Origin of the sequence: Pectobacterium fontis (assembly GCF_000803215.1) — a bacterium.
GTDB classification, from domain to species: Bacteria; Pseudomonadota; Gammaproteobacteria; order Enterobacterales; family Enterobacteriaceae; genus Pectobacterium; species Pectobacterium fontis.
Genome location: NZ_JSXC01000011.1, coordinates 143,156 through 160,297, shown reverse-complemented (window position 1 = coordinate 160,297; position 17,142 = coordinate 143,156). Strand labels below are relative to the sequence as shown.

The window sequence follows — 17,142 nt, the reverse complement described above, 5'->3', positions numbered from 1 at the left end:
GTATGGAAAAAAGCCTGATAAAGCTGAAAAGCACCGTGGTAATGGTGCTATTTGCTTTGCTCTACCTGTTGCCGCTGAACGGTCGCTGGCTGTGGTCACCGGATGAAACGCGCTATGCGGAAATCAGCCGCGAGATGCTTCAGCGTGGCGATTGGATCGTGCCGCATTTGTTGGGGATTCGCTATTTTGAGAAACCTGTTGCGGGCTATTGGCTGAATAACAGTAGTCAATGGTTATTCGGTCATACCAATTTTGCCGTGCGCTTTGCCTCGGTATTTTCTACTGCACTGAGTGCGCTGCTGGTGTTTGGGTTGGCGATATTGCTGTGGAAAAATCGGCGTACCGCGCTGTTGGCGACGACGATCTACCTCACGTCGCTGCTGGTGTATGGCATTGGTACTTACAGTGTTCTCGATCCGATGGTGACGCTCTGGATGACGGCGGCGCTGTTCAGTCACGCATTGATTCAGAGGGCGACGCTGACGCGTGAACGGCTCATCGCCTGGGGGCTGATGGGGCTGGCCTGCGGCATGGGGTTTATGACCAAAGGCTTTCTGGCGCTGGCCTTACCGGTGATCAGCGTGCTCCCCGCAGCGCTGGCACAAAAGCGGATTAAGGAACTGCTGCTGTTCGGGCCATTGGCGATTGTTGTCGCGGTATTGCTGAGCGCGCCGTGGGCACTGGCGGTGCATGCGCGCGAAACTGATTATTGGCATTACTTCTTTTGGATTGAGCATATCCAGCGTTTTGCAGAAGATAATGCCCAGCATAAAGCACCGTTTTGGTATTACCTGCCGGTTCTGATATTAGGTACATTCCCCTGGCTTGCGCTGCTGCCAGGCGCATTACGCAGCGGCTGGGCTGAACGAAAAGCGCACCCGGAACGCCTCTTGTTGCTGTGTTGGATAGTGATGCCGCTACTGTTTTTCAGCATCGCCAAAGGTAAGCTGCTGACTTACATTCTGCCGTGCTTTGCGCCACTGGCGTTGCTGATGGCAGCGTGGTTGTCCGGTTTGTCACAAGCAATACGCGAACGGGTATTACGCATCAATAGCTGGCTCAATATTGCCTTTGGCGGCGTGTTAGCACTTGCTGTTACCGCTCTTGCGCTTGGCATCGTCATGCCGCATGTCTATCAAGCGGGAGAGTCACTAACTATTGTATCGGGCATCGTCTGCTTCATCGGTTGGATAGCCTTTGCCGCTGTCAGCTTAAGAAAACCGCGGGTATGGGGCTATCTGGTGGCGGGCTGTCCACTCTTTCTGGCGTTACTCATTGGTGGAAGTATTCCGGTGAGCATCGTCGACGCAAAGAATCCACAACACTTTGTTCGTAGCCACCAGTCGTTGCTACAGGGCAGCCGCTATGTGCTGAGCGACGAGGTAGGGCTGGCCGCCGGGCTGGCGTGGGAGTTGAAACGCAGCGATATCACCTTATTTAAGGCGCGCGGTGAACTGAACTATGGACTGAACTATGGAGATTCGGTAGACCGCTTTGTCGATGAGGGCGCTTTTCCAGCTTGGCTTAACGAGAAGCGGCGTAGTGGGAATGTGGCGCTGGTACTGAAAGTTGATCGGGAGATCGATGAGGAGTACCACAACCTACCTGTGCCCGATCAGGTGAAAAGATCGCACCATTATGTGCTGTTGTTTTATAAGCAGATTGCACAATGAGTTATTTATTGGTTGCTATCGTCTGCCTGCTGACCAGTTTAGGGCAATTGTGCCAGAAACAGGCGGCGGAGTGCTGGCGGTGTTTGCCCAAGGCGCGACGTCAGCGGGTGACGCTGATGTGGCTGATGTTGGCGGCCTTGTTGCTGGGCATCGGACTGCTGCTGTGGCTGCTGGTATTGCAGAATTTCCCGCTTGGCCTGGCGTATCCGTTACTTAGCGTCAATTTTATTCTGGTCACGCTGTTGGCACATTACGGGTTTGCTGAACCAGTAGATGCCCACCACTGGGGGGGTATTGCGCTGATTATCATCGGTATCTCTCTGATGCAGGGGGCATGATGGCGAACAGAGGCTATTTTTGGGCAATGTGCAGCATTGTGTTAGCCAGCGCTGCACAGGTACTGATGAAAAGCGGGATGGTGCTGCTGCCGAGCATTTCCGTGACGCACTGGCCGTCGTTCAACGCGTTGACAGCCGGTTGGCCAGCGGCGGCGGTGCTGAGCGGGATTGTCTGCTACGGGCTGTCGATGGTGTGTTGGTTCATGGTGCTGCGTTATCTGCCGTTGAGTCACGCCTATCCGCTGATTAGCCTGAGCTATGTTGTAGTCTATATGGCAGCGGTTATCCTGCCGTGGCTGAATGAACCGACGAGCCTGCGTAAGAGCCTCGGTGTCCTGATTATTCTGCTGGGCGTCTGGCTGATTAACCGTAGAGCTAAGACGGTGCGGTAAACCGTCTGAGCCTTACGGTTAGCACTTTTGACTTGTCTCCACGCTTCGCAACATGATTTACGGCAACAAACTGCAATGCCCGCCGGGTTTTACGTTGCCTGTACATTGATTTTGTTAACGTTTTTTCCTGAAGTGCGAATTATTTAGCGTTGGGAGCATGTTGATGAATTATTAAACATGGCGGCGTTAGCGATGAGCCGGGCAACGTGAAAAGCCATTCAGTCTGCTACTGAATGGCTCTGTTATGTCGCACTTCAGTACGCCTTGTCACTGTTTGTGGAGGCGCTCCGCTACCTGCATTAATGGTTATCGCGCGCATTCATGAATTGCGGATACGGCGGTAGGCCTATGGCCTGTCCTTTGGGTTATAAACCATGGTAATTCAAACGGTTCCTGCTAGCCGCGCTGCTGTTTTTCACTCTGTTCAGCACCGTTTCCCTGCCGATAGGCCAGCGACACCATTAACGATTGCACCAGACAAAGCGTGGCGGATTGCGAGCGGAACGCATCAACCTGCGCTTCCTTCACCACAAAACAGACGTCGCTGAGCGTTGCCAGCGGGCTAATTTGGCTATCGGTAATCACAATTTGCCGCGCTCCAGCTTTCGCGGCCATCTCGCTGACCATCACGGTTTCTTGTGAATAGGGTGAGAAGCTGATGGAAACCACCACATCGCGTGCGCTGACCCGACTAAGCTGTTCACGAAACATGCCTCCCAGTCCGTTGACCAGAATGGGGTTGCTTTCCAAATGGCTGAGGGCATAGGTGAGGTAAGTGGCGACACTGAACGAACGCCGCAGCCCTACAATATAGATGGTGCCCGCCTGAGCCAGTATATCGACGGCTTTTTGCAAGTCTTCTTGCGGAGTGCGTGCCACCAACTGCTGCATCGCCTGCGCGTTTGAACGGGCAAACTCATGCAGAATATCCAACGGTGTTTCCGGTACAGCATCGGTTTCCATTGCCCGAAATAATCGCGCCCGGTCAGTATAGCTGGCCGTTTCTTCTACCAGATTCATACGGAATAACTGTTTCATTTCGTTGAACCCGCTGAAATCAAAGGCGTTGGCGAAGCGAATCAACGTTGAAGGGGGAACGTCTGCGCGCTCGGCGATCACGGCAACGGTATCGAAAGCGATGCTGTTGGTGTTATCCAGCACGTAATGCGCGACCTGCTGTAACCGCTTGCTGAGCGAATCATAACGCTCGCGGATCTGTTCCTGTAACTCTCTCAGGCTGGTTGCCATGGGCATATCGGGTTGTCTCCCAAAGACGTATAAGAACCTATCCCATTAGGGCGATGTCATGACTGGCGCCTGAAACGGAACAGAAAATTCATTTTTGAATACGGCTGTTTTATCTGTGCGACATGTCCAGCGGCACACCTGTTACCGACGCGGCGATTTTCAGAGGCGGCTCGCCTGCCTTTGTTGACAGTCGACGTCAAGTTTACCTAAAAATTCGCAGCGGATCACAATAATCAATATTTATTTTACTTTTCCATTAAATGAAATATTCATTTCATATACTGTAATTCGGTATCAGCCGTTTATCTCCTCAAAACCCACAAAGGTGTAAACATGGAAACCGTATCTAACTTCATTCAAGGGGCGATTGCCTCCAGCCACAGCCAGCGCTACGCCGCTGTGTATAACCCGGCGACGGGCGAGCAGATTCGCCAGGTTGTGATGTCTGATAAGGCGGAAGTCGAGCAGGCCATTACCAGCGCGGCGTCGGCATTCCCTGCGTGGTCGAAGCACTCTCCGCTACGTCGCGCACGTATTTTGTTTCGCTTCAAGGCGCTGCTGGAAGAACGAATGGATACGCTGGCGCGGCTGATTTCACAAGAGCATGGCAAGGTTTATTCCGATGCGGTGGGAGAAGTCACGCGCGGTCTGGAAGTCGTTGAATTTGCTTGCGGTATTCCACATCTGCAAAAAGGCGAACACTCGGCGAATGTCGGCACGGGGGTCGATAGCCATTCTCTGATGCAGCCGCTCGGTGTCTGCGTCGGCATTACGCCGTTCAACTTCCCGGCGATGGTGCCGATGTGGATGTTCCCGATTGCGCTGGCGACGGGGAATACCTTTGTGCTGAAACCCTCGGAAAAAGATCCCTCGCTCTCGCTGCTATTGGCGCAACTGCTGAAAGAAGCTGGCCTGCCGGATGGTGTGTTTAACGTGGTGCAGGGCGACAAGGAAGCGGTCGATGTCCTGCTGACGGATCCACGCGTGCAGGCAGTGAGTTTCGTGGGGTCGACGCCAGTGGCTGAATACATTTATCAGACCGCATCGGCACACGGCAAACGCTGTCAGGCGCTGGGGGGAGCGAAGAATCACTGCATCCTGATGCCGGATGCCGACATGGACATGGCTGCTAGCGCGATTATGGGCGCGGCATTTGGCGCGGCGGGGGAGCGCTGCATGGCGCTGTCGGTGGTGGTTGCCGTTGGTGATGACACGGCGGAAGCACTCCACCAGCGCCTGAATGCGCAGATCAACGCGATGCGCGTCGGGCCAGGTCTGGTGGACGGGCAGGAAAACGAGATGGGGCCGGTGATCAGCGCAGCGCATCGAGCCAAAATTGCTGACTATATTCAAAGTGGCGTCGATCAAGGCGCGACGCTGCGTATCGATGGACGTACGCTGTCCGTACACGGGCACCCGCAGGGTTATTTTATCGGGCCGACGTTGTTCGATAACGTCACGCCGGAGATGAAGATCTATCAGGAGGAAATTTTTGGCCCAGTGTTATCTGTGGTGCGCGTGCCGGATTACCAGACAGCGGTAACGCTGATTAACAATCATGAATATGGCAACGGCACCGCTATTTTTACCCGCGATGGTGAAACGGCGCGTCAGTTCTGTGAAGAGGTGCAGGCGGGCATGGTCGGTGTGAACGTACCGATTCCGGTGCCGATGGCTTTCCACAGTTTTGGCGGCTGGAAGCGCTCTATTTTTGGACCGCTCAACGTCCACGGCAACGACGGTGTACGCTTCTACACCCGCATGAAAACCGTCACCAGCCGCTGGCCCGCCAGCGTCCGTCTGGAGCACCACACCAGCAGCTTCGTCATGCCCACGCTGGAGTGAGGATGTGTGCCACGTTGGCAACGATAACAAGAGCCGAAAATGTGCTGCATCAATAATGTGTAGTTTTAGGGGGAACACGGGGATGAGGTTCCCGTAGGGATACCTCGCCCCGTGGTATACCCGTGTATCTCGATATTGCAGCAGGGATCAGTAGTTTTCATCTTCCCTTGCGTGAAGGAGTAGATCAATGGATACGTGTCGCATCACCATGGCGCAAGCGCTGGTCAGGTTTCTCAACCAGCAATACCTCAGCGTAGACGGTGAAGAATCCCCCTTTGTACAGGGCATTATGACCATTTTTGGTCACGGTAATGTGCTGGGCATTGGTCAGGCGCTGGAACAGGAGGCGAACCGCCTCACGGTGCATCAGGGGTGCAATGAACAGGGAATGGCGCACATCGCCGTCGGGTTCGCTAAGCAACATAAGCGACGGAAAATCTACGCGGTGACATCATCGGTGGGGCCGGGAGCGGCAAATATGGTGACGGCAGCGGCGACCGCAACCGCCAACCGCATTCCTGTTCTGCTGCTGCCCGGCGATCTCTTCGCCTGCCGCCAGCCGGATCCGGTGTTGCAGCAGGTCGAGCAGTATCACGATCTGTCGATTAGCACTAATGACTGCTTTAAGCCCGTTTCCCGCTATTGGGATCGCATCAATCGCCCTGAACAACTGATGAGTGCGCTGATTAACGCTATGCGCGTGTTGACCGATCCGGCAGATACGGGCGCGGTGACGCTGTGTTTGCCGCAGGATGTGCAGGCGGAAGTCTGGGATTATCCGGCATCGTTTTTCCGCAAGCGCGTGCATCACCTCGAACGACGTCCACCGGATGCGGCACGGCTGGATGAGGCGGCGGCGCTGATTGCGAGAAAACGTCGCCCGATGCTGATTTGCGGCGGTGGCGTGCGCTATTCGGGCGCGCATGATGCGCTGGCGCAGTTTGCCGAGCAGTGTGCGATTCCGTTTGGCGAAACCCAGGCGGGCAAGGGGGCGATGGTTTCCTCACATCCGTTGAACTGTGGTGGTATTGGCGTCACCGGCGGGCTGGCGGCGAATCGGCTGGCGCAGGAGGCCGATCTGATCATCGGCGTCGGGACGCGTTTAACCGATTTTACCACCGGTTCCAAGTCGCTGTTTCAGAACCCGGACGTCGAATTTTTGCTGCTCAACGTGGCCGAGTTTGATGCACTCAAACTGGATGCCTTGCCCCTGATCGCTGACGCGCGTGTCGGGTTGGAAGCGCTGACTGAACGGCTGGCGGAGGTGTCGTATCGTAGCGGTTGGCAGCAGGCCGTTGAACAGGCTCGTACGGACTGGCAACGCGAGCTACAGCGGCTGTTTGCCGTGCAGGATAAAGGTGAATGGGTGCCGGAAGTCGTGGATGGTCTGGAAGATAAACTGGATGAATACCGCCAGACGCTGAACACCCATCTGACGCAAACCCGCGTGCTGGGCATACTAAATGAAGAGCTGGAGGACAATGCGATTGTCGTTGGCGCGGCGGGGTCGCTACCGGGGGATTTGCAGCGCCTGTGGCAGGTGAAAACACCGGACAGCTACCATCTGGAATATGGCTATTCCTGCATGGGATACGAGATCGCGGCGGCCATTGGCGCACGCCTTGCGGCACCGCAACAGCCCGTCTATGCGATGGTGGGTGACGGTTCCTATCTGATGCTCCACACCGAACTGCAAACGGCGGTTCAGGAAGGAATCAAGATCACCGTGCTGTTGTTCGATAACGCCGGTTTTGGCTGCATTAACAACCTGCAAATGAGTCAGGGCATGGGCAGCTTCTGTACGGAAAACCGCTACCGAGATGCTGCGTCGGGACAACTGCGCGGTGCGCTCATCCCGGTGGATTTCGCCAAGAACGCGGAAAGCTACGGCTGCAAAGCATGGCGGGTACATGATGAAGCCTCACTCAGGCTGGCGCTGGTGGAATCACGTCAGCACTCTGGCCCCGTGCTGCTCGACATCAAGGTACTGCCGAAAACGATGACGCACGGCTACGAATCCTGGTGGCGTACCGGCACGGCACAGGTTGCCGACAACCCGGAGATTGAGGCTGCCGCCAGTAGCGTGAAAGCGGCGCTCTCGCGTGCACGACAGTATTAAGTGAGTTCTCCTTCAGAACGACAAATAACGCAGGGGCGCAAATGGGGTTGATCATTATCCGGCGTAAGAAATTATGCTGAGGAGATAGCAGGCTTAGGATGAGCGGCATGGACGCCGCGAAAGCCTGCGCCGTGCAGGGAGCACGTCGCAGGCGGTCCGTTAAGCCTGATACCGACGAAGGCATCGCGTAGCGACATAATTTAGCCGGAAAGCCTGGGTTCGCAGGGCGGCGGCGACTGAGCGCCCTGCGTCGGGCGCGTGCTACGAGATAGCATGAAATGACAATCTTGTTGCGCACGAAACCTTTCTGAATCGGCATAAAAATTTGACGAAGAGATAGCCTTTGCAAATGACGTTTGCGATCTGGTTCTGTCTGTCGCTTTTCCCTCCTCGATGATAATGACGTGATTTGAAATATCTATTTCATTTTCAAACCGTGGTTTCATTTTCTCCCACGATTGCGTTCCTGCGCAGCGCCGATCCTCTGACAGCCTTGTATACCTCAACAAACGTTCTCACGCGTTGTGTGATTGGGGTTGCAGAAAACGGCGAAGATGTCATGGAAATGTTAACTGGCGCGCAAAAACATAATTTTCAATTTATAAAAAACTGAAATAAATGTTTTATTTTAGCTATCACGATTCGCAGTAAAAAGCGGGTGATGGGGCTGGAAAAATGAGACTCACCGTATCCCGTCACGTTATCAGTCTGGCGTAAAACGCCACTCAGGCAGCAAGGGAGCATTTATGTTTAACATCGCGTTATTGGGCGCTGGTCGTATCGGTCAGGTCCATGCAGTGAACATTGCGGCACACAAAGAAACGAATCTCTATGCGGTGGTCGATCCGAATCCGACGAATGCCGCGGCGCTGGCAGAACGTTACCATACCAACGTGAAAACGATTGACGAGGTCATGAACGATCCCGCCGTACATGCCGTGCTGATTGCCTCTGCGACGGACACGCACGCCGACCTGATCGAACTGGCCGCCAAGCATGGCAAAGCCATCTTCTGTGAAAAACCGGTACATCTGGATATCGCCCGCGTTCGCGACTGCCTGACCGTCGTCAAACAGCAGAACGTGCCGCTGTTTGTCGGCTTTAACCGTCGCTACGATCCGCAATTCCGTCGCGTCAAAACGCTGGCTGGCGAAGGCCGCATCGGCAAACCGGAATCGCTCCTGATTATCTCCCGCGATCCATCGCCACCGCCTGCCGAGTACGTTCGCGTTTCCGGTGGTATGTTCCGTGACATGACGATCCATGATTTCGATATGGCGCGCTTCATTATGGGCGAAGAGCCGGTCTCTGTGTTTGCACAGGGCAGCAATCTGGTCGATCCGGCGATTGGCGCAGCGGGCGACATCGATACGGCGTTCATCGTGCTGAAATTTGCCTCCGGTGCGATGGCGACCATCGTCAACAGCCGCCGTTCCGGCTACGGCTACGATCAGCGTCTCGAACTACATGGCGCGAAAGGCGTGCTCAGCGCGGGAAATATCCGCGAAAACGTGGTCGAGCAGTGGACTGACGACGGCTGTCTGGCGGCGAAACCTGAATATTTCTTCCTGCAACGCTACCACGCAGCCTATGCGGCAGAGTGGCAGCACTTTGTCGATGTGCTGAATGGCCGCACTCAGCCGGAATGCTCCGGTCTGGACGGGGAGCGAGCGTTGAATCTGGCAGATAAGGCCTTCGAATCTCTGGCTCAAGGTAAGGAGATCGCCGTGTAACCGTCTCGGCACCCCGCGTTTTACCTGCTTTCAACCCTACACCCATAACATAAGCAGATGAAGAGAAAAGACATATGAAAAAGATCATCAGCGTTTCCGCACTTGCCATCGCACTGGGTCTGTCTGGTCTTGCTCAGGCCCAAAATGAACAAATCGTTTTCAGTACGCCGAATCTCGCTATGCCGTTTGAAGTTCATATGCAGCGCACCGCCGTCAAAGCCGCCAAAGAGCTGGGGGTGAATTTGCAGGTGCTGGATGGGCAGGGAAGCTCGCCGAAACAGACCGCCGATCTGGAAAATGCCATCACGCGCGGCGCACAAGGCTTCGTGGTGTCACCAAATGATGTCAATGCGGTATCCAGCGCCGTGACCGAAATTCAGGACGCCAAGCTACCGGTGGTGACGCTCGATCGTTCGGTGAAAACGGAAAAAGCCGTGCCACACTTTGGAGCGAATAACTACAAAGGTGGTCAGGCGATTGCCGACTATGTCAAAACCAAATTCCCGAATGGTGCAGAAATCATCCTGCTGACGGGGCAGCCTGGCTCTTCTTCTAACATCGAACGCACACAGGGAATTCGCGACAGCCTGAAAGCGGGCGGCAGCAAATACCATATTGTGGCTGACCAGACGGGGAACTGGATGCGCTCAGAAGGGATGCGCATTGTTGAAAGCGTCCTGCCGTCGCTGCCTAAGCGCCCGCAGGTGATCCTCTCTGCGAACGATGACATGGCGCTGGGCGCGATTGAAGCATTGCAGGGGCAGGGCCTGAAACCCGGTGAAGTGATGGTGACGGGCTTTGATGCCGTGCCGGAAGCGCTGGCGCGCGTTCGCGACGGCTGGCTGGCTGTTACCGCCGATCAACGCCCAGGCTACGCCGTCACCACCGCATTAACGCAGTTGACCAATAACATCCGCAGTCAGGCACCGATCACCGGGGCTGACTACCAACCGACCATGATTACCAAAGAAAACCTGAACGATGCCGAACGCATTGGTGAAGCAGGGAAATAACGCCATTTCTATGTAAACGGTATTCAGCAGGCCGCGTTGGCGCGGCCTTACTGGAGGAAGGTAAGCATGACGGAACCCCTACTGAAGATTACCCATCTGACAAAGAGTTTCTCCGGCGTCTGGGCGCTGAGCAACGCACAGTTGACCGTACAGTCGGGAGAGATTCATGCGCTATTGGGAGAAAACGGCGCGGGTAAATCGACGCTGTTGAAGGCGCTGGCGGGGGCGCAGCCGCAGACCAGCGGTGATATCTGGTTTGGTGGCGAGACGCTGTTACCGCTTGAATCACCCGTTGAACGGCAAAAGCGGGGGATTATCACCATTTATCAGGAATTTAATCTGCTACCCAATATGAGCGTGGCGGAAAACATGTTCCTGGGACGCGAGCCGCAGCGTAGTGGCGTATTCGTGGATGCGATGGCGGTAAACCGTGAGGCGAAAGCGGTACTGGACTATCTGAAGTTAAACATTGCGCCGACGACGCAGGTGGCTCGTTTGAGCGTGGCGCAGCAGCAGATGGTGGAAATCGCCAGAGCGCTGACGCTCAATGCCAAACTGATTGTGATGGATGAACCGTCGGCGGCGCTGAGCGATAGCGAGGTCGATAGCCTGCATCGCGTGGTACGTGAGCTTAAAGGGCGCGGTGTAAGCGTGGTGTATGTGACGCACCGGTTGCACGAAGTGTTCCAGCTCTGTGACCGGTTTACCGTATTTCAGGACGGTCGTTATACCGGTTCGGGGGAGGTCGCCAGCACCAATGTACAGGAGATTATTCGTTTGATGGTGGGGCGTGACGTGGTGTTTAACCGCCGTCCACCTTCAGAAACGCATCATCAGGATAAGCCGGTACGGCTGGCGGTAAAGGGCTTAAGCCGCGAAAAACCGCCGTTGGATGCACACGGCATTGCGTTAAAAGACATCAGTTTTCAGGTACATGCCGGTGAAGTACTCGGCATCGCAGGTCTGGTAGGTGCCGGGCGTACGGAAATCGCACGCTGCCTGTTTGGTGCCGACGCGTTCTCTACCGGTGAATTTGTGCTGGATGGCGCCCCTTATCATCCCTCCACGCCGCTGCATGCGTTGTCCCAAGGTATTGCGCTGGTGCCGGAAGACCGCAAGAAAGAGGGCGCGGTACTGGGGTTGTCGATCAGAGAAAATATCTCGCTTTCTAACCTCTCATCGCTTATGCGCTGGCGCTGGTTTGTGAACACCCGTAAGGAAGACGCCCTGATCGATGCCTACCGTCAGGCGCTGCACATCAAGATGGTGAACAGCGAACAAGAGGTGCGCAAGCTGTCCGGCGGCAACCAGCAAAAGGTGATTCTGGCCCGCTGCATGGCACTGAATCCCAAGGTATTGATTGTGGATGAGCCGACGCGCGGCATTGATGTCGGCACCAAGTCCGAAGTGCATCAGGTGCTGTTCGATATGGCAAAGCGGGGTGTCGCTGTGATCGTGATTTCCTCCGATCTGCCGGAAATCATGGCAATTTCCGACCGTATTATCACGCTCAGCGAAGGGCGGATTAGCGGCGAAATTCATGGCGATGACGCCACAGAAGAAACACTGATGACGATGATGGCGATTTGCCACGACGCATTACACGCAGCATAACGGAGGTGACGCATGTCCCAGCAGCCGCTTTCTAAAACTATTACGCCGTCCACGACGCGTGGACGGTTTGATCCGATTGCCTTTTTCGAACGCTTTGGCGTATTTATTTTCATGATTTTGCTGCTGATTTTCTTTCAGTCGCAAAACAGCAATTTTCTGTCCGAACGCAACATCACTAACATCCTGACCGAAGTTTCCATCTACGGCATCATGGCCGTCGGGATGACGTTCGTCATCCTGACCGCCGGCATCGATCTCTCCGTCGGCTCCATTCTGGCGGTGTGTGCCATCACCGCCGCCTCGGTGATTAAAGGCGACAACTTCACCACTGTCGATCCTGATGCCTGGTTTGGCCTGAGCTGGCTGGTGGCGCTGGGCGTTTGTCTGGCAATGGGCACGTTCATTGGCTTCCTGCATGGTTTAGGCGTGACCAAACTGCGGCTGCCACCGTTCATCGTCACGCTGGGCGGGATGACCATCTGGCGCGGGTTAACGCTGGTGATGAATGACGGTGCGCCGATTGCCGGTTTCGACCCCGGCTACCGCTGGTGGGGACGGGGGGAAATTCTCGGTATTTCGGTGCCGATCTGGATCTTCGCGCTGGTCGCCGTGCTGGGCTATCTGGCGCTGCATAAAACCCGCTGGGGGCGCTTCGTCTACGCCATTGGCGGCAATACGGAAGCCGCGCGTCTGGCCGGGGTGAACGTGCAGCGCGTACTGGTCAGCGTCTACGTCGTCATTGGCTGTCTGGCTGGGCTGGCGGGTTTTATCCTCAGTGCCCGTCTTGGCAGCGCGGAAGCGGTCGCGGGGATCACCTTCGAGCTACGCGTCATCGCCTCGGTCGTCATCGGCGGCACCTCGCTGATGGGCGGCTACGGACGAATCAGCGGCACCATTATCGGCTCGATCATCATGGGGATCCTGATTAACGGACTGGTCTTGATGAACGTATCGGCCTACTACCAGCAGATTATTACTGGCTTGATTATCGTGCTGGCCGTGGCGTTCGACACCTATGCCAAGAGCCGTCGCGGCGCTATCTGAGCCGCACCCGCACCGACTCTTTTTTCGCACCGAGGTGGATATGAAGGATGTACGCATAGGGTTAATTGGCACTGGCTATATCGGTCGCACACATGCCATTGCCTACGCGCAAGCACCCACGGTCTTTGCGCTGAAAGGCAAGCTGGTGAAGGCGATGCTGGCGGAAGTGACGCCGGAACTGGCGGCGCGTCGGGCGCAGGAATTGGGTTTCCTGCGTTCAACGGGAGACTGGCGTGAACTGGTGGCGGATCCCGACATTGACGTGGTGGATATCTGTGCGCCGAACTTTTTGCATAAGACGATGGCGATGGCCGCCATCCAGCACGGCAAGCACGTTTATTCGGAAAAACCGCTGGCGCTGAATGCGCGTGATGCCAGAGAAATGGTTGAGGCGGCGCAGCAAGCGGGGGTGAAAACGCTGGTGGGTTTCAACTATATGAAGAACCCGACCTCTCAACTGGCCAAAGAGATTATCGCCTGTGGCGAGATTGGTGAGGTGGTGCATTTTTACGGTACGCATAACGAGGATTATCTGGCCGATCCCAACAAACCTGCCGATTGGCACTGTTTCAACGAAACGGCAGGGCTGGGCGCGTTGGGCGATCTGGCGGCGCACATCGTCAACATGGCGCAGTATCTGGTAGGCGATATCGCCAGTGTCTGCGGCGATTTGCAAACGGTGATTGCGCAGCGTCCGGCAGCCACTGGCAGCAACGAGTGGGTCACGGTGGAAAATGAGGATCAGGCGCACGCGATGGTGCGGTTTGCCAGCGGCGCGCGCGGCGTGATTGAAACGTCACGTATCGCCTGCGGGCGCAAAATGGGGCTGACCTACGTGGTAACGGGAACAAAAGGTACGCTGAGTTTTACACAGGAACGCATGGCGGAACTGAAGCTCTATCGGCATGACGAACCGGAGAACCGACAGGGATTTAAAACGCTGCTGACCGGACCGCAGCATCCTGATTACGCCGCCTTTTGCGCCAGCGCCGGACACGGTATGGGATTTAACGATCAAAAAACGGTGGAGGTGCGCGATTTGATCGACGGTATTGCGGCTGACGTCCCGATGTGGCCGGACTTCGAAGAGGGCTGGAAAGTCTCGCGGGTTCTGGATGCGATCGTGCTGTCACATGAAACGGCGCGCTGGGTGAACGTGGATGAAGTGGGCTGATTACGACTTTTTTATGCGACTTTTTTACAGGATTGGCTGCTATGAGTAAGGAAAAAACGTTTGATGTGATTTGCATGGGGCGCGTTGCTGTCGATTTGTACGGGCAGCAAATCGGCGCACGTCTGGAAGATATGGGAAGTTTTGCCAAGTATCTGGGCGGATCGTCCGGCAACGTAGCTTACGGCACCGCGCGACAGGGGTTACGGTCTTCCATGCTGGCGCGGGTGGGCGACGAGCATATGGGGCGCTTCCTGCGTGAAGAGCTGAATCAGGTTGGCTGCGACACCAGCCATTTGATTACCGATAAGGAACGTCTGACGGCGCTGGTGCTGTTAGGTATCAAAGATCGCGATACCTTTCCGCTGATTTTCTACCGCGATAACTGTGCCGATATGGCGATTTCACCAGACGATTTCACCGAGGATTACATTGCGTCATCCCACTGTCTGGCGATTACCGGCACACATCTCTCGCACCCCAACACGCGTGAAGCGGTGCTGACGGCGCTGCAATATGCGCGGCGTAACGGCGTAAAAACGGTGCTGGATGTTGATTACCGTCCGGTGCTGTGGGGGCTGACGTCATTGGGTGATGGCGAAACTCGTTTTGTTGAAGCGCAGGCGGTTACGGAGCAGTTGCAGCAGGTGTTGTCGCTGTTCGACGTGATTGTCGGCACCGAGGAAGAATTTCACATCGCGGGTGGCAGCACGGATACCTTGCAGGCGCTGCGCACGGTGCGGCAGCACACGCAGGCGGAACTGGTGTGCAAACGTGGGGCGCTGGGCTGTTCGGTGTTTAGCGACGCGATCCCTGACCATCTGGATAAAGGGATCACGATTAAAGGCGTTCGCGTGGATGTTCTGAATGTGCTGGGGGCAGGCGATGCGTTTATGTCCGGCCTGCTGCGCGGCTATCTCAACGGTGAAGGCTGGGAGAAAGCCTGCACTTACGCCAATGCCTGTGGCGCGCTGGTGGTGTCACGCCACGGTTGTGCGCCAGCCATGCCCAGTAAGATCGAGCTGGATAATTATTTAGCACGGGCGGCGAGTGTGCCGCGTCCCGATTTGGACGACGAGCTTAATCATTTGCACCGTGTGACGACGCGCCGTAAAGCGTGGCATGAGCTGTGTGTGATCGCGTTCGATCATCGCAGTCAACTGGAAGACATGGCGTTGAACTGCGGCACGGAAATCAGCCGTATTCCGGCACTAAAGAAACTGATTTTGCGTGCCAGCTATGATGCCGCGCAGCAGGCGGGGCTGGAGGGCAAAGCCGGTCTGCTGTGTGACGGCACGTTCGGGCAGGATGCACTGAATGACATCACCGGAAAAGGCTGGTGGATCGGGCGGCCGATTGAGTTGCCGGGGTCGCGCCCGTTAATCATGGAGCGCGGCAATATCGGATCACAGTTGGTGAGCTGGCCGCTGGAGCACATCGTGAAATGTCTGGTGTTCTTCCATCCCGAAGACGCCCACGTGCTGCGACGCGAGCAGGAAATGAAGGTGATGGAGGTCTATCAGGCCTGTCGCCAGTCCGGCCATGAATTGTTGCTCGAAGTCATTCTGCCCGCGGGGATGCCGCACAGCGATGCACTTTATCTGCGCGCCATTCAGCGCTTCTACAATCTTGGCGTGCGACCTGATTGGTGGAAACTGCCGCCGCTGTCAGCCGAAGGTTGGGCGCAGCTAACGCCACTGCTGGCGCAGCGCGATCCCTACTGTCGGGGCGTGGTCATTCTGGGGCTGGATGCGCCGCTGGAAACGTTGCAACAGGGTTTTAGCGCCGCCGTGGGTTTCCCGATTGTGAAAGGCTTTGCCGTCGGTCGTACCTTGTTTGCCCAGCCAGCGCAAAAGTGGCTACGCAATGAGATCGATGACGCCGAATTGATTGAGCAAGTTAAACATAACTATCTGCAACTGATCGCCGTATGGCGGCAGCGCGGTTAACCCGTATCTATCTGTGTTAATAAGGGAAATAACATGACTGTTCAACTTGGTATTAACCCACTCACCTGGACAAATGACGATCTGCCTTCACTGGGCGCGGATACGCCGCTGGAAACCTGCCTGAGCGAAGGTCGGCAGGCCGGTTTCGCGGGTTTCGAATTGGGCAATAAATTTCCGCGTCAGGCCAGTGTGCTGGGGCCGATCCTGCAAGCTCACGATCTGCGTTTGGTCTCCGGCTGGTATTCCGGCGAACTGCTTACCCGTTCAGTCGAAGAAGAGATTGAGGCCGTACAGGGGCATCTGGCGCTGTTGCGCGATCTCGGCGCGACGGTGCTGGTGTTTGCGGAGGTGACGGGCGCTATTCACGGCGACCAGCAGAAACCCGTTCATCTGCGCCCGCGTTTCCCCGAAGAACGCTGGCCGGAATACGGCAAAAAATTGACCGAATTTGCGCGTTACACGCAAAGTCAGGGGGTACAGATTGCCTACCATCATCATATGGGGACGGTGATTGAAAGCGCGCAGGACGTGGATAATCTGATGGAACATACCGGGCCGGAAGTCGGCCTGCTGCTGGATACCGGACACCTGACATTTGCGGGTGCCGATCCAGTGGCAGTGGCGACGCGCTGGATTAACCGTATCAATCATGTTCACTGCAAAGATATTCGCCCCGATGTGCTGAAAGACGTGAAAAACCGTAAGACCAGCTTTCTGGACGCGGTACTGAGCGGCGTCTTTACCGTACCGGGCGATGGCTGTGTGGATTATCCGGCGGTGTTCAACCTGCTGAAAGCGAATAACTACAGTGGCTGGCTGGTGGTTGAAGCGGAACAGGATCCGGCCGTCGCGCACCCGCTGACGTACGCGACACTGGGCTACAATAATCTGCAATGTTTCGCACAACAGGCGGAATTGATCTGATTTGTGCTGGCATACCCCGCGTATTTGCGCTGCTGACCGCTCAACGTGCAGGTAGCGTGAGCCACGCGGGGAGATAAGG

At 55.9% G+C, this 17,142-nt stretch carries 13 protein-coding genes; 12 read left to right on the top strand and 1 reads right to left on the bottom strand.

The features are described 5' to 3' along the window. Positions 1-2 precede the first annotated feature (2 nt). From arnT to arnF, 3 genes are read left to right on the top strand one after another with little or no spacing between them, the layout of a single operon-like run. Positions 3-1,673 carry a lipid IV(A) 4-amino-4-deoxy-L-arabinosyltransferase gene (gene arnT / locus OI69_RS03525; protein WP_039346171.1) on the top strand — a complete coding sequence of 557 codons (1,671 nt, stop codon included), beginning with the start codon at positions 3-5 and terminating at the stop codon, positions 1,671-1,673. Further along, entirely contained in the window at positions 1,670-2,011 is a 342-nt protein-coding gene (arnE, locus tag OI69_RS03520; protein ID WP_039346168.1) for a 4-amino-4-deoxy-L-arabinose-phosphoundecaprenol flippase subunit ArnE, read from the top strand. Before arnT ends, arnE begins: the two co-directional genes overlap by 4 nt. Beyond that, on the top strand, positions 2,011-2,403 hold the full coding sequence (gene arnF / locus OI69_RS03515) for a 4-amino-4-deoxy-L-arabinose-phosphoundecaprenol flippase subunit ArnF (protein WP_039346167.1): 393 nt from the start codon (positions 2,011-2,013) through the stop codon (positions 2,401-2,403). Before arnE ends, arnF begins: the two co-directional genes overlap by 1 nt. A 396-nt stretch (positions 2,404-2,799) precedes the next feature. Here the strand turns inward: arnF and OI69_RS03510 are convergent, their stop codons facing one another. Further along, positions 2,800-3,657, bottom strand: a complete 858-nt coding sequence (locus OI69_RS03510; RefSeq protein ID WP_039346165.1) for a MurR/RpiR family transcriptional regulator — start codon at positions 3,655-3,657, stop codon at positions 2,800-2,802. Positions 3,658-3,984: 327 nt separating this feature from the next. On the opposite strand from OI69_RS03510, the gene OI69_RS03505 reads away from it, so the two are divergent. The 9 genes from OI69_RS03505 (at position 3,985) to iolE (ending at position 17,063) form a co-directional block, all read left to right on the top strand. Further along, complete coding sequence (locus OI69_RS03505) at positions 3,985-5,496, top strand: CoA-acylating methylmalonate-semialdehyde dehydrogenase (RefSeq protein ID WP_039346163.1); 1,512 nt, start codon at positions 3,985-3,987, stop codon at positions 5,494-5,496. A gap of 187 nt (positions 5,497-5,683) precedes the next feature. Next, entirely contained in the window at positions 5,684-7,615 is a 1,932-nt protein-coding gene (gene iolD, locus OI69_RS03500) for a 3D-(3,5/4)-trihydroxycyclohexane-1,2-dione acylhydrolase (decyclizing) (protein ID WP_039346161.1), read from the top strand. Between the two features lie 746 nt (positions 7,616-8,361). Further along, complete coding sequence (iolG, locus tag OI69_RS03490; RefSeq protein WP_039346153.1) at positions 8,362-9,348, top strand: inositol 2-dehydrogenase; 987 nt, start codon at positions 8,362-8,364, stop codon at positions 9,346-9,348. Between the two features lie 74 nt (positions 9,349-9,422). After that, on the top strand, positions 9,423-10,361 hold the full coding sequence (locus tag OI69_RS03485) for a substrate-binding domain-containing protein (RefSeq protein WP_039346151.1): 939 nt from the start codon (positions 9,423-9,425) through the stop codon (positions 10,359-10,361). A gap of 66 nt (positions 10,362-10,427) precedes the next feature. Continuing rightward, a complete protein-coding gene (locus OI69_RS03480) occupies positions 10,428-11,975 on the top strand; it encodes a sugar ABC transporter ATP-binding protein (protein WP_039346150.1) in 1,548 nt (515 codons plus the stop codon). 12 nt (positions 11,976-11,987) lie between these two features. Then, on the top strand, positions 11,988-13,019 hold the full coding sequence (locus OI69_RS03475; RefSeq protein WP_039346148.1) for an ABC transporter permease: 1,032 nt from the start codon (positions 11,988-11,990) through the stop codon (positions 13,017-13,019). A gap of 40 nt (positions 13,020-13,059) precedes the next feature. Next, positions 13,060-14,193, top strand: a complete 1,134-nt coding sequence (locus OI69_RS03470) for a Gfo/Idh/MocA family protein (RefSeq protein WP_039346146.1) — start codon at positions 13,060-13,062, stop codon at positions 14,191-14,193. A 41-nt stretch (positions 14,194-14,234) separates the two neighbouring features. Continuing rightward, entirely contained in the window at positions 14,235-16,139 is a 1,905-nt protein-coding gene (locus OI69_RS03465; protein ID WP_039346143.1) for a bifunctional 5-dehydro-2-deoxygluconokinase/5-dehydro-2-deoxyphosphogluconate aldolase, read from the top strand. A gap of 33 nt (positions 16,140-16,172) precedes the next feature. Then, positions 16,173-17,063: a myo-inosose-2 dehydratase gene (gene iolE, locus OI69_RS03460; RefSeq protein ID WP_039346141.1), complete on the top strand. Its 891-nt coding sequence runs from the start codon at positions 16,173-16,175 to the stop codon at positions 17,061-17,063. Positions 17,064-17,142: the final 79 nt, after the last annotated feature.

Bases quoted from the DNA above. Each gene is read 5' to 3' on its own strand.
- arnT (WP_039346171.1), top strand. From the start codon at position 3: ATGGAAAAAAGCCTGATAAAGCTGAAAAGCACCGTGGTAATGGTGCTA.
- arnE (WP_039346168.1), top strand. From the start codon at position 1,670: ATGAGTTATTTATTGGTTGCTATCGTCTGCCTGCTGACCAGTTTAGGG.
- arnF (WP_039346167.1), top strand. From the start codon at position 2,011: ATGGCGAACAGAGGCTATTTTTGGGCAATGTGCAGCATTGTGTTAGCC.
- OI69_RS03510 (WP_039346165.1), bottom strand. From the start codon at position 3,657: ATGCCCATGGCAACCAGCCTGAGAGAGTTACAGGAACAGATCCGCGAG.
- OI69_RS03505 (WP_039346163.1), top strand. From the start codon at position 3,985: ATGGAAACCGTATCTAACTTCATTCAAGGGGCGATTGCCTCCAGCCAC.
- iolD (WP_039346161.1), top strand. From the start codon at position 5,684: ATGGATACGTGTCGCATCACCATGGCGCAAGCGCTGGTCAGGTTTCTC.
- iolG (WP_039346153.1), top strand. From the start codon at position 8,362: ATGTTTAACATCGCGTTATTGGGCGCTGGTCGTATCGGTCAGGTCCAT.
- OI69_RS03485 (WP_039346151.1), top strand. From the start codon at position 9,423: ATGAAAAAGATCATCAGCGTTTCCGCACTTGCCATCGCACTGGGTCTG.
- OI69_RS03480 (WP_039346150.1), top strand. From the start codon at position 10,428: ATGACGGAACCCCTACTGAAGATTACCCATCTGACAAAGAGTTTCTCC.
- OI69_RS03475 (WP_039346148.1), top strand. From the start codon at position 11,988: ATGTCCCAGCAGCCGCTTTCTAAAACTATTACGCCGTCCACGACGCGT.
- OI69_RS03470 (WP_039346146.1), top strand. From the start codon at position 13,060: ATGAAGGATGTACGCATAGGGTTAATTGGCACTGGCTATATCGGTCGC.
- OI69_RS03465 (WP_039346143.1), top strand. From the start codon at position 14,235: ATGAGTAAGGAAAAAACGTTTGATGTGATTTGCATGGGGCGCGTTGCT.
- iolE (WP_039346141.1), top strand. From the start codon at position 16,173: ATGACTGTTCAACTTGGTATTAACCCACTCACCTGGACAAATGACGAT.